Source organism: Rhodococcus sp. RD6.2 (assembly GCF_001040705.1).
GTDB lineage: Bacteria > Actinomycetota > Actinomycetes > Mycobacteriales > Mycobacteriaceae > Rhodococcus_G.
Genome location: NZ_CVQP01000011.1, coordinates 50,917 through 63,238 on the forward strand (window position 1 = coordinate 50,917; position 12,322 = coordinate 63,238).

Genomic DNA, 12,322 nt, shown 5'->3' on the forward strand with positions numbered 1-12,322 from the left:
CGAGCTGCGATAGTGACGCCATGATCACGATCCGCCCCGCCGAGCCCACCGACTTCGACGCTGTCGCCGACCTGACCGTCGAGTCCTACGTGAGCGGTGGCTTCGTTGCGGAGGCGAGCGCATACGTCCAGCGCCTGCGGGACACCGCCGGACGATCCGATCAGGCCGAGGTCGTCGTCGCCGAGCTCGACGGCGAGGTCGTCGGGTCGGTCACCATCGCGGAGCCGGGGACACCGTTCTCAGACGTCGCGACGGACGGCGAACTCGAGTTCCGCATGCTTGCCGTCTCGCCGGCCGCGCGCGGACGGGGTGCAGGATCGGCACTCGTGCGGCACGTACTCGACGCCGCCTACGACCGCGGCCTGCGCGCCGTGGTCATCTCGACGGAACCGGAGATGATCGACGCCCGCCGCATCTACGACCGCAACGATTTCGTGCACATGCCCGAACGTGACTGGGAGCCGGTCCGCGGCATGCCGCTGACCGTGCTGGTGCGCGAGATCGTCTGACCCGCGCGCTCCGAGCGGGTCAGTCGAGCACGAACCACCCCCGTACCTGCGCCTCGTGGTCGACGTATCGCTCCCCGGAGACGTCCACGACCACCTTGTCGATGGTGCCGCCGGTGAACGCGAACGGTGCCTCGTACTCCGGCGTGACCGGTGAGGCGCTGTCCCTACCGACGCAGATGCCGTCGCCCACGATGTTGAAGGGCCCTGGCTGGGTGACGATGTCACCCGATCCGACCTCCTCGTCGTCCACGTACAGCGTGAGCGTCCCGGCGAATCCCGGCATCGCGGGATCCGGGTTGGCGCCCGCGGCGGAGAACTCGGCGGTGCACACGTGCGGGCCCGGGGCGATGTCGCGATCGGCGGCAACGTCGCGGACGTCGCTGCCCAGCCAGTTGAAGGCGTAGTGCAGGCGGTGATCCTTGATGTACAGGCTGTGGCCGCCCGCGACACCTCCGTGCGCATACAGGACGCCCCGCGCGTCCGCGTCGTCCACCTGTACCCCCGCCGCGATCGTGTACGACCGTCCGGTGATCCGCACCCCGGCGGACTCGGGCACGTCGGTGCTGTCCGGGTAGTAGACGTACCGGTCCCGGCCGCTGCCTGCGTGCGGGCGTTCCGCGAGAACCTGCTCGATGGGACTTCGGTCGTCGAGCGGCAGCCCGTTGTATCGGCCCGCGTAGTAGAACCACAGCCCCTGCATCATCGCCAGTCGCTCGGGCTCGTCGTCCGCGAGGTTCCGGGTCTGCGAACGGTCGGTGTCGAGGTGGAAAAGCTCCCACGCGTCGCGTTCGAAACGGCCCCACCCCGACAGGGGCGGATGGAGCGAACACGCCAGCCAACCTTCGTGATACAGCGAGCGCTGCCCGAGCATCGTGTAGAACTGCGTCGCCTTGGCCGGTGCGTTCGGGTCCGTGAGGGTCGCGGCGAAGCTCTCGCCTTCGATGGGGTTCTGGGTGTAGCCCTTGAGCACCTCGGGCGGCTCGATGCCCAGCAGCTCGTAGAGCGTGGGCACGACGTCCACCGCGTGCACGTACTGCTGCAGCGGCTCGCTGCGCGGGGGGACCTTCGCCGGCCATGCGAGCAGGCACATGTCCGCGATACCGCCCTCGTAGCCGGACCAGCGCTTCCAGTACGGGAACGGTGTGTCGAACGCCCATGCCCACCCCGTGTTGTAGTGGTTGTACGACCGCGGTCCACCCAGCTCGGCGAGGTGCGGGAGGGTGCTCTCGGTGGTGTCGGGTACTCCGTTGAAGAACCGCCACTCGTTGAACGACCCGTTCGGGCCGCCCTCACCGCTGGCGCCGTTGTCGGACACCACCACGACGATGGTGTTCTCGAGCTGGCCGGATTCCTCCAGATGGTCGATCACGCGGCCGAGTTGGTGGTCCGTGTAGGAGACGTACCCGGCGAACACCTCGGCCATCCGGGTGAACAGGCGCTTCTCGTCGTCGTCGAGGGTGTCCCAGGGCCGCACCGTGTCGAGGATCGGCCACAGCTGCCCGTCGGGTCCCGTGGCGTCCGGTTCTCCGTGGGGGTTGATCGAAGACAGTTCGGTGTCCGGAGGTAGGAGGCCGATCTCCTTCTGGCGCAGCAGGATACCGTCCCGGATGGCTTCGTAGCCGTCGACGAAGACGCCGCGATAGCGATCGGCCCATTCCGCGAAGACGTGGTGTGGCGCGTGCGCGGTCTCCGGCGCGAGGTACAGGAAGAACGGCTTGTCGGGATCGACCGCCTTGGCGTCGCGGATGAACTCGATCGAGCGGTCGGCGAGGTCCTTCGCCAGGTGGTAGCCCTGTTCGGGAGTTCCCGGTGGCTCGATCGGATGGTTGTCGTAGACCAGGTCGGGGTACCAGCTGCTCGACTCGCCGCCGAGGAATCCGTAGAACCGCTCGAATCCCCGGCCGAGCGGCCACCTCGTCTTGACCGCCGACATGTTCGTCTCCTCGCCGGGCGTGAGATGCCACTTCCCGACGCAGTAGGTGTTCCAGCCGTTGTCCGCGAGCACCTCAGAGACGAAGCCGTTCTCGAACGGGATGTGGGTGGAGATTCCGGGGAACCCGGACCCCAGTTCGGTGACGGTGGCCATGCCGTTCGTGGTGGCGTTGCGGCCGGTGAGCAGCGAGGCCCGGGTCGGTGAGCAGAGCGCGGTCGTGTGGAAGTTCGAGTAGCGCACACCCGTCCGGGCGATGCGTTGCATGGTGGGCGTCTCGACCGGGCCACCGAAGATGTCCATGGTGCCGTACCCGACGTCGTCCCAGACGATCATGAGCACGTTCGGTGCGCCCTCGGGAGCCCGGCGCGGCAGATACGGGGTCCAGTCCGGGACTGAGTCCCGGATGTCGACGGTGATCTTCCCCCGGTGGTTCGTGGACATGGTGCCCTCCCAGTGGTGGGTGGTCACCGGCCGAGGCCGAACGGAACGGAACGCGCCGACCATAGCGTGCCCCGACCGGCCGGCTCGAGCGCGTACCGGTCAATCCTCGCCGTTCACGTCCACGATGTCCACGGCCGTTCCGTTAGCCCAGCACGGTGGCGACGATGCCTGCGAGGTAGCCGAGCCGGGCGATCTCCGACGGGCGGAATTCCGGTCCACCGGACCGCCCGAGGAGGAGCGCCCGGTCGGACACGCCGAGCGGTGCCGCGGCGAGTGTGGTGTCCATGTCCTTCCAGACGTCCGGCACCCAGTCGGCGCTGCCGTCGAGAATCGTCGGCTTCTCCAACGGCATCCACGGCACGTCGCCCGCGTGGGTTTCCGGTGCGCCCACACTGCCGACGACCCGGAACGTTCCGTGCGGGCCGATTCCGGCGACGATCGCCCAACTCACCCTTAGCACCCGGGCAGCCCCGTCGACGAGAACCTGCATCCGGTCGTCGCGGGCGGTGGCGACCTGGTCGATCAGTTCCAGCTCGCGATGGGTGTCGAGGAGTCCGGTGTAGGGCCGGATCGAATCGACCCGCACTCCGTCGAGCGCCTCCGCTGCGGTGAGAAGCGTGTCCGGCAGAGAGCCGTGCGCCAATTCGACGACGAGGTCGTCGACGGCGTATCCGTCGCCCCGCTCGACCACGTCGAGGGAGAGGATGTCCGCGCCCACCGAGCCGAGCGCGACAGCGAGCGAGCCCAGGCTGCCAGGTCGGTCGGGTAGCTGGACACGCAGTAGGTATGACACGGAAGTCCTTCTGTCACGATCGAGTTGTCATGGCGAGCGGGTGGTTCGGTGCCCGCGGCGCCCATCCTTCCACTCCCGACGGGTCAGCGTGGCGGCGAATCCGAAGTCCCTGCGCGGAAAGCCCAGCTCATTTGGAAAATCGTCACGCGGCCGACATGCGCGCGCCGTCGACCGGAAACGAACGCGTCCGACGTGGAGTTGCCCGAGGCTTCGCCAGAGGCGCGACGTGGAGTTGCCCGAGGCTTCTCCCGAGGAGTGGGGTTCGGCCGGGGCGCGGGCGTCGGGCGGCGCTGGGTGCGAGACGTTCGACGGCAGCCGATAGGCTGGGCGACATCGTTCTTCGCCGACCTGAAAGGGGCCCACGGGTGCCTGCCATCTCCCGCGACGAGGTTGCACACCTCGCCCGGCTGTCCCGGCTCGCGCTGTCCGACGCAGAACTCGACGAGTTCGCCGGTCAGCTCGACTCGATCATCAGCCACGTCAAGACCGTCGCAGAGGTCGCTGCGGACGACGTGCCGCCCACCGCGAACCCCACCGCGCTGAGCAACGTGACCCGACCGGACGTCGTCGTCCCCGGCCTGACGCCGGAGCAGGCGCTGTCCGGTGCGCCTGCCGTCGAGCAGGATCGATTCGCCGTCCCGCAGATCCTCGGAGAAGAGCAGTGACCGCCGACCTGACCGCGCTCGACGCGTCCACCCTCGCGACGAAAATCCACGCCCGTGAGGTGTCCTCGGTCGAGGTCACCCAGGCGCATCTCGACCGCATCGCGTCGGTCGATGGCGAGTACAACGCCTTCCTGCACGTCTCCGGTGAGACCGCCCTCGCGGCGGCCGCACAGGTCGACGCCGCTCTCGCCGCGGGTGAGGCGCCCGCGTCACCGCTCGCCGGTGTCCCGCTGGCACTCAAGGACGTCTTCACCACCACCGACGCTCCGACGACGTGTGGTTCGAAGATGCTCGAGGGTTGGGTGGCGCCGTACGACGCGACACTGACGACCAAGTTGCGCGCGGCGGGCATCCCGGTGCTCGGCAAGACCAACATGGACGAGTTCGCGATGGGCTCGTCCACCGAGAACTCCGCATACGGCCCGACCCGCAACCCGTGGGACACCACCCGCATCCCGGGCGGTTCCGGCGGCGGCAGCGCCGCGGCGCTCGCGTCGAACCAGGCGCCGCTCGCGATCGGCACCGACACCGGCGGGTCGATCCGTCAGCCGGCCGCGGTCACCGCGACCGTCGGTACCAAGCCCACGTACGGCACCGTCTCCCGCTACGGCCTCGTGGCTTGCGCGTCGTCGCTCGACCAGGGCGGCCCGTGTGGCCGCACGGTCCTGGACACCGCGCTGCTGCACGAGGTGATCGCCGGCTACGACCCTCGCGACTCCACGTCGATCGACACACCGGTCCGCCCGGTGGTCGAGGCGGCCCGGCAGGGTGCGACGGGTGACCTCAAGGGCATGCGGATCGGTGTGGTGAAGGAACTCCACTCGGACAGCTACCAGCCGGGTGTCATCGCGTCGTTCGACGCCGCCGTCGCACAGCTCAAGGAACTCGGCGCCGAGATCGTCGAGGTGTCCTGCCCGAGCTTCGAGTACGCGCTCGCGTCCTACTACCTGGTGCTGCCCAGTGAGGTGTCCTCGAACCTGGCCCGGTTCGACGCCATGCGGTACGGCATGCGCGTCGACGACGGCAACATGAGCGCCGACCAGGTGATGGCCGCGACCCGCGCCGCCGGCTTCGGCAAGGAAGTCAAGCGCCGCATCATGATCGGCACCTACGCGCTGTCGTCCGGCTACTACGACGCCTACTACGGTTCGGCGCTCAAGGTCCGCACGCTCATCGCCCGCGACTTCGACGCCGCATACGAGAAGGTCGACGTCCTGATCTCGCCGACCAGCCCGTTCACACCGTGGAAGCTGGGGGAGAAGGTCGACGACCCGCTGGCGATGTACCTGTCCGACCTGTGCACCCTGCCCACCAACCTGGCCGGCCACTGCGCGATGTCGGTGCCGTCCGGGCTGTCCGCGGACGACGGACTGCCCGTGGGCCTGCAGATCATGGCGCCCGCACTCGCGGACGAGCGGCTGTACCGCGTCGCCGCGGCCTACGAGGTGGCACGCGGGCCGATCACCCGCTGACGTGACGCCGTTCAGCCCGGGAACCGCAGATGCGGGTTCCGGGCTGTTCGCGTTTTCGGACCGGAGCGCCGCACGCGGGGGCTAGGCTCCCGACACGAGGACGGCGTGAGGGGGCACGGGTATGGGTCAGCCGTCGGTGACGATCGTAGGCGCGGGATTCGGGGGGATCGCCCAGGCGATCGCGTTGCGGCGAGCCGGATTCCGGAATGTCACGATCCTCGAGCGCGGTGACGACGTCGGTGGCGTGTGGCGGGCGAACACCTATCCCGGGGCCGCCTGCGACGTCCCCTCGCCGCTGTACTCGCTGTCCACCGACCCCAACCCGGACTGGCCACGGCGCTACTCGGAGCAACCCGACATCCTGGCCTACCTTCGCCGCGTGGCGGACACCCGGGGACTCCGTGAGTCGATCCGGTTCGGTGTCGACGTCGCCACCGCCGAATTCGACGACGGCGCCAACCGGTGGGTTCTGACCACGAAGGCGGGCGAGGTGATCGAGACCGACGTCCTGGTCACTGCGGTCGGTCAATTGTCGCAGCCGGCGGTGCCGGACATCGAGGGGCGGCACACCTTCCGCGGACCCGCATTCCACTCGGCCGAGTGGGATCACGACGTCGATCTCGCGGGTAAGCGCGTCGCGGTGATAGGAACCGGCGCGAGCGCGATCCAGTTCGTACCTGCAATCGCGCCGGTGGTCGAGCAGTTGACCGTCTTCCAGCGGTCGGCGGCATGGGTGGTGTCCAAGCCGGACAGCGTGTTCGGGCCGCGTCGGCGTGCATTGTTCCGGGCGGTACCTGCGACGCTCGGCGCCGAGCGGTTGGGCACCTGGGGCTACTTCGAACTCATCACGTTCACGCTGAGAATGCGGAAGATGGGTGCTCTCACCCGTTTTCTCGCGAGACGTCACCTCAGGAAACAGGTCGCCGATCCGGGTCTGCGTGACGCGTTGACCCCGGACTACGAGCCGTGGTGTAAACGGTTGCTGTTCTCGGACGACTACTACCCGGCACTCGCTCGGGACAACACGTCACTGGTCACCGCGTCGATCGATCGCATCGAGCCGGACGGCGTCCGGACGGCGGACGGCACGTTGCACCCGGCCGATGTCGTTGTTTACGGAACAGGTTTCGCGGCAACCGATTTCCTCGCACCGATGGAGGTGCGGGGCCGCGCCGGGCGTTCGCTCGCCGAGGCGTGGGTGAAGGGTGCGCGGGCCTACCTCGGCATCAGCACCGTCGGATTCCCCAACCTCTTCATGATGTACGGGCCGAACACGAACCTCGGGTCGGGGTCCATCGTGTACATGCTCGAATCCCAGGCCCGCCACATCACCGGGCTGGTGTCCTGGCTGGCGGAGAACCCCGGGCACGCGGTCGAGGTCGATCCCGCGGTGGAGGACCGGTTCAACGCCCGAATCCAGAAGGAACTCGACCGTTCCGTGTGGAGCAGGTGTTCGAGCTGGTACCGCAACTCGTCGGGGATTGTCACCACGAACTGGCCGGGGAACGTCAGCACGTACCGCCGCCGCACGCGCGGCGTCGACCGCGCCGACTATCGGCTCAGTGCTCCCAGCGGTCCACGGTGAACGAGGAGGCGGCGAGCTCGGTGAGGGCGCTGTCCACCTGCTCGCGGGTCAGCACATACCGCGCCGGGTAGTCGATCGCCTGTTCCCCGACGGTCAGATCGATTGTCTCGTCCTCGTTCTCGTGGTCGGTGACGGCGTTGACGACGCGGTCCGGGCGGGTCGCGGTGACCACGAACCGGTCGGGTCCACCCCCGACCAGCACCTCCCACTCGCCGATCGTGATTGCGACGACGGTGTTCGTGACGCCGTCGAGGCCGGTGACCGCGCGCGCGACATCGTCGGGTTCCATCCGGCGATGCTAACCAGCTTCAGGCCCGGTCTCGAACAGTCCCCGCACGTACGAGGCCTGGCCGAGATGCTGCAGGCAGTCGCCGATCACGCTGACGAGGCGGACGGACACCGTCACTGGTGGGTCCCACCGACGGTCGACGACGCGGTCGAGTTCGCCGACGGTGAGCTCGTCGATGTATTCGAGCGTCGCCAGGTGGACGTCTCCGTGATAGGCGGCGAGCAACTGCACGTCCGCGTGAACGGCTGCGACGTCTGCGCTGCTGTGCCCGTATCCGATGTCGGCGGCAGGAAACGGGAGCGCGAACCGTTCCCGCCAGCCTCGCGAGGTCCACGCCTGCTCCATGTCCGCGGCATCGCTCACGTGGTCGTCCTGCACTCGCGTCAGATGCCAGACCAGCCAGGCGATCGAGTTCGCCTGCGGGCCGGGACGGTACTCGGACATCTGCGGTGTCAGTCCGTCCGTGACCGCGACGACCAGTTCCCGGATCCTTTCGAAGTGATCCCGGAGGATGTCGCGGGCAGCCCCCGGATCCACGGGCGTGCTCATGGTGCAGTCACTGCGGTGACGTTCACCATCGTGGCATTCACTGCGGCATTGCCGGTGAAGGTGTCCGTCACCTTCGGGTCGTGCAGCAGGTTGACGTTCGCGCCGGGGTGGGCGGCCGCGGTGGACCAACCGACGCCCTTCTCGTCGTGGCCCCAGCCGTGCGGGATGGCGACGGTGCCGACGCGGATCTCGTCACTGACCTCGACGGGTACCTCGATGTGGCCGACCCGGGAGGTCACCGTCACCGGCTGCCCGTCCACCAGCGTGCGGGCCGCGGCGTCGTCGGGGTGCATCAACACGGTGCACCGATCACGGCCCTTGACCATCGTCGGAACGTTGTGCAACCACGAATTGTTCGACCGCAGGTGCCTGCGTCCGATCAGTCGGAGGTCGAATTCCGTTCCCTCCGAGACGGTCTCGTCTGCGCCGAGCAGGCGGTGGGCCTCGGTCACGAACTCGTCGGGTGCCAGGTGGAGACGTCGATCGCTCGTTGCGATGAGCGAACGCAGCCGCGGCTGGAGCGGACCGAGGTCGACACCGCCGGGGGTACGACGGATCTTGTTCAACGTCAGCCCTTTCCGTCCCCGGCGCAGCACGCCGTGCGGTCCCGTCAGGACGCCGAGGGCGCCCAGTCGCAGCGGGCTGATCCGATCGATCACGCTGCGGAGCGGGCGGGTGAGCAGTGAGCGGAACGGGACGGGGACGACCTCGAGTGCGAGGCGGGCGAGGATCTGCCAGTCCTCGAGCGAATCGGGCTGCGGCTCGATCACCCGGTCGTTGAAGCGCGCGTTGTTCCGGACCGAGAAGACCGGGAAGAGGAAGTCGAACTCCTCTCGCTCGAGGTGCGAGATCGGCGGCAGTACGACGTCCGCGTGCCGGGACGTTTCGGTGAGGTACATGTCGACCGCGACGAAGAAGTCGAGGCTCTCGAGGGCCTCGTCGAGGCGTCCACCCTGGGGGGTCGACAGCACCGGATTGCCCGCGTAGGTCACGAGCGCGCGGACCGGACCGGGCGAGCCTGGTCCGTCACCGAGGATCTCGTCGGCGAGGCCGACGACCGGCAGTTCCGTGCGGAACGACTTGTGCTCGCCGCGGCGGTTCGTCCAGCGTCCGTAACCCGAGCCGAGCAGGCGAACGAGTCGCGCCGCGTCGATCGGCGGCGTCGCGTACATCTGCCCGCCGGGTCGGTCGAGGTTGCCGGTGACCGCGTTGAGCGTGTTGACCAGCCAGTGTGTGAGGGTGCCGGTCACCTGGTGACATACCCCGATGCGGGCGTACGCGACCGCCGACCGGGCGGCTGTGTGGTCGCGCGCGAGGCGCCGGATCGTGTCGGGATCGACGCCTGCCCGCGGGGCCATGTCCTCCGGGGTGCACGGCGTCACCAGGTCGACGAGTTCCTGCCAGCCGGAGACCGGGACGGTCGCCTGCGGGGGAGTGCGGTCGTCGGTCACGATCGTGTGCAGCATCCCGAGCAGCAGGAACGGGTCGCCGCCCGGCCTGATCGCGACGTGTTCGTCGGCGATACGTGCCGTTTCGGTGCGCCGCGGATCGACGACCACGACGGTGCCGCCGCGGCGCCGGATCGCGCGAATGCGGCCACGGGCGTCGGGCATCGTCGTCACCGACCCGTTGGACACCGCCGGGTTCGCACCGAGGATCAGGAGCCGGTCGGTGCGGTCGACGTCCGCGATCGGCATGAGCACGTTCGAGCCGTACATCTTCCACGCCGCGAACTCCTGCGGGAACTGGTCGATCGAGGAGGCGGAGTAGAACTGCTTGGTGAGCAGCGCGACGCGCAGCGCGATGCCGTAGATCACCGACGAACTGTGGGCGGCCGGGTTACCGAGGTACATCGCGACCGCGTCGCGGCCGTGCCTGCGCTGGATCGCCCGGAGACGCTCGCCGATCAACGCGAACGCCTCGTCCCAGCCGATCTCCTCGAATCCGTCCCCGACCCGGCGTAGCGGACGGCGCAGCCGGTCCGGGTCGCTGTGCAGGTCGGCGAGTGCGGTGGCCTTCGGACAGATGTAGCCGTGCGAGAGCACGTCGTCGGGATTGCCCTCTATCCGGGTGACCTTGTCGTTGTCGACGGACACGAGGATCCCGCAGTGCGCCTCGCAGAGCGTGCACTGACGAGCGACGGTACGTGTGGACATGAGCGGGCCTCCTCCACGGTTGTGTCCGGAAGGTAGCACCGGCGAGCCACGCCGGTGGCGAATCCGGCGGGCCGGTCGAGAGGCGCGGCGATGCACCTCAGGATCCGAACCAGCGCCGCGTGCGGTCGGCTGCGAACTCGGACTTCTCCCTGGCGAATTCGAGGGACGGGCCGAGGAACGGGGCCACCGGGGTCGGGCCGGACAGGAAATCTGCCTCCACCTTCCCGACGAGTCCGCCGCCGAACTCGATGTGGCACGTGCCCTGTCCTCGGTACCGGTCCCGCTGCGGCTGCTCGTGCAGTCGGGCGATGATGCCCGCCGCGACGGTCCGCGCGGCGTTCTCGGCGAACGTGCCGGCCCGCGGGACCGGCGCGTCCGCGCAGTCGCCCACCGCATACACCCCCGGGAATGGGGTCGCGAGGGTGGCCGCATCGACGTGGATCCAGCCGTCCGCACCCCCTTCGGTCAGCCCGGAGGCCTGCACGACATCCGGCACCCGGTGGTGGGGGACACCGATGAACAGGTCGTAGGCGAGATCACCGTCGTGCGTCGACGCCGTGTGTCCGGCCGGGTCCAGAGTGTGCACACCGGTTCCGGGCGTGTACTCGATGTCGCGGTCGGCGAGCGCGCCGAGGATCGCGGTGTTGGTTTCGGCGGACACAGGGACGGGAGAGGGCATCGGGGTGAGTAGACGCATCCGGGTCGCCGCGCGCAGATCGCGCCGGACCAGCTCCTCGTGGAGCAGCAGTGCGCCTTCGTACGGCGCCGGTGGGCATTTGAACGGGACGCTGAGGATCGAGAGCAGGATGGTGCCGCCGGTGAAGGCGTCGAGCCGCTCGCGCAGCCGGTGGACTCCCGCGAGCGAGTAGAACTCGTGGCCGTCCTCGACGAATCCGGGTGTCGCGTCGCAGTCGTACTCGGCGCCGAGAGCGACAACGAGAGTGTCCGGGGTGTACTCGGCGGCGTCGGTCGTCACGCGGCGGGTTGCCGGGGCGATCGAGGTGACCGATTCGCGCCGAAACTCCACTGCGGGCAGGTCGAGGGAGTCGTACGGAATCCGGACGTCGTCGACCGAGCGGCCGCGGAACAGCACGTCGATCTTCGAGAACCCGAACACGAATCCCTCGGCACGGTCGACGAGGGTCACCCGGACCTCGTCCGGAACCGACTCGGACAGGCATGCGGCCAGCTCCAGGCCACCGAACCCGGCTCCGAGGATGAGCACGGAGTGCATCACCCGAGTATCCCCCCGATGGCCGACGATGCCCAGGGCCCGCCGGACCGGCGCCCGGGCGCGCCGCCCTGCACGGGGTCGGGCCCGGCGTTAGTCTGGCCGCACCCGACCGGCAATCCCAGTGGCCGCCGTGTGGCGTCGCGGCCACCGACGTGCGTGGAAGGTCAGCCGATGAGTGCAGTCTCCGACACCGCCGTTCCCGCGCCGTCTCCGCCGCGCCCCGCGACCACGATTCGCCCGTCACCCTCCAACGTCACCTGCAAGGTGGTCATGGCGCTGACCGGGTTGCTCTTCGCCCTGTTCGTGCTCGCGCACATGATCGGCAACCTGAAGGTGTTCACCGGAGCCGAGCACTTCAACGACTACGCGCACTGGCTGCGCACGGTCCTCGAACCGCTGCTGCCGTACGAGGGTCTGCTGTGGATCCTGCGGGTGGTGCTGCTGATCGCAGTCGTCGGGCACGTGTGGTGCGCGGTGCTGTTGACGGCCAGGGCACGCCGCGCCCGTGGCCCGTTCCGTCGAAAAGGGCTGGGGTGGAGATCGTTCACCGCCCGGACCATGCCCGTCACCGGGATTGTGCTGCTCGCGTTCATCGTGTTCCACATCCTCGACCTGACCACGGGAACCCCCCCCGATCGGCAGCGCGGAGTACGAAGCGTCCACCAGGACGGCGAGTTTCGCGTACGAGAACCTCGT

General features: G+C 68.8%; 11 protein-coding genes and 1 pseudogene. 5 read left to right on the forward strand and 7 right to left on the reverse strand.

What is annotated here, in order from left to right; all coding sequences use genetic code 11:
- Positions 1-20 precede the first annotated feature (20 nt).
- Positions 21-509, forward strand: coding sequence for a GNAT family N-acetyltransferase (locus RHCRD62_RS22690; protein WP_050067034.1), 489 nt, complete (start codon positions 21-23; stop codon positions 507-509).
- Positions 510-528: 19 nt separating this feature from the next.
- Here RHCRD62_RS22690 and RHCRD62_RS22695 read toward each other — a convergent pair whose 3' ends face one another.
- Both RHCRD62_RS22695 and RHCRD62_RS22700 read right to left on the reverse strand, forming a co-directional pair.
- Positions 529-2,883 (reverse strand): arylsulfatase, encoded by a 2,355-nt coding sequence (locus RHCRD62_RS22695; RefSeq protein WP_050067230.1) that lies wholly within the window; start codon positions 2,881-2,883, stop codon positions 529-531.
- Between the two features lie 142 nt (positions 2,884-3,025).
- Entirely contained in the window at positions 3,026-3,676 is a 651-nt protein-coding gene (locus RHCRD62_RS22700) for an ACT domain-containing protein (protein WP_050067035.1), read from the reverse strand.
- A gap of 365 nt (positions 3,677-4,041) precedes the next feature.
- Between RHCRD62_RS22700 and gatC the strand changes: the two genes are divergently transcribed.
- The 3 genes from gatC to RHCRD62_RS22715 all read left to right on the forward strand — a co-directional run bounded on the left by gatC (position 4,042) and on the right by RHCRD62_RS22715 (position 7,398).
- Complete coding sequence (gene gatC, locus RHCRD62_RS22705) at positions 4,042-4,341, forward strand: Asp-tRNA(Asn)/Glu-tRNA(Gln) amidotransferase subunit GatC (RefSeq protein ID WP_050067036.1); 300 nt, start codon at positions 4,042-4,044, stop codon at positions 4,339-4,341.
- Positions 4,338-5,813, forward strand: coding sequence for an Asp-tRNA(Asn)/Glu-tRNA(Gln) amidotransferase subunit GatA (gatA, locus tag RHCRD62_RS22710; protein WP_050067037.1), 1,476 nt, complete (start codon positions 4,338-4,340; stop codon positions 5,811-5,813). The genes gatC and gatA overlap by 4 nt, the downstream gene beginning before the upstream one ends.
- Positions 5,814-5,949: 136 nt before the next feature.
- Positions 5,950-7,398 (forward strand): flavin-containing monooxygenase, encoded by a 1,449-nt coding sequence (locus tag RHCRD62_RS22715; protein ID WP_367379656.1) that lies wholly within the window; start codon positions 5,950-5,952, stop codon positions 7,396-7,398.
- On the opposite strand, the gene RHCRD62_RS22720 is transcribed toward RHCRD62_RS22715, so the two are convergent.
- The 5 genes from RHCRD62_RS22720 to RHCRD62_RS26520 all read right to left on the reverse strand — a co-directional run bounded on the left by RHCRD62_RS22720 (position 7,373) and on the right by RHCRD62_RS26520 (position 11,943).
- Positions 7,373-7,687: a hypothetical protein gene (locus RHCRD62_RS22720; protein WP_050067039.1), complete on the reverse strand. Its 315-nt coding sequence runs from the start codon at positions 7,685-7,687 to the stop codon at positions 7,373-7,375. The genes RHCRD62_RS22715 and RHCRD62_RS22720 overlap by 26 nt on opposite strands.
- 9 nt (positions 7,688-7,696) lie before the next feature.
- Entirely contained in the window at positions 7,697-8,236 is a 540-nt protein-coding gene (locus RHCRD62_RS22725) for a mycothiol transferase (RefSeq protein WP_050067040.1), read from the reverse strand.
- Positions 8,233-10,392 (reverse strand): molybdopterin-dependent oxidoreductase, encoded by a 2,160-nt coding sequence (locus tag RHCRD62_RS22730; protein ID WP_050067041.1) that lies wholly within the window; start codon positions 10,390-10,392, stop codon positions 8,233-8,235. The genes RHCRD62_RS22725 and RHCRD62_RS22730 overlap by 4 nt, the downstream gene beginning before the upstream one ends.
- Before the next feature lie 97 nt (positions 10,393-10,489).
- Complete coding sequence (locus RHCRD62_RS22735) at positions 10,490-11,626, reverse strand: NAD(P)/FAD-dependent oxidoreductase (RefSeq protein WP_050067042.1); 1,137 nt, start codon at positions 11,624-11,626, stop codon at positions 10,490-10,492.
- 164 nt (positions 11,627-11,790) lie between these two features.
- The gene (locus RHCRD62_RS26520; RefSeq protein WP_253277463.1) at positions 11,791-11,943 is read right to left on the reverse strand and encodes a hypothetical protein; all 153 of its coding nucleotides are present in this window, start codon (positions 11,941-11,943) and stop codon (positions 11,791-11,793) included.
- Between RHCRD62_RS26520 and RHCRD62_RS26525 the strand changes: the two are divergent.
- Positions 11,897-12,193, forward strand: a pseudogene (locus RHCRD62_RS26525) (succinate dehydrogenase); the annotation flags it as partial. The gene RHCRD62_RS26520 and the pseudogene RHCRD62_RS26525 sit on opposite strands and share 47 nt — an antisense overlap.
- Positions 12,194-12,322 lie beyond the last annotated feature (129 nt).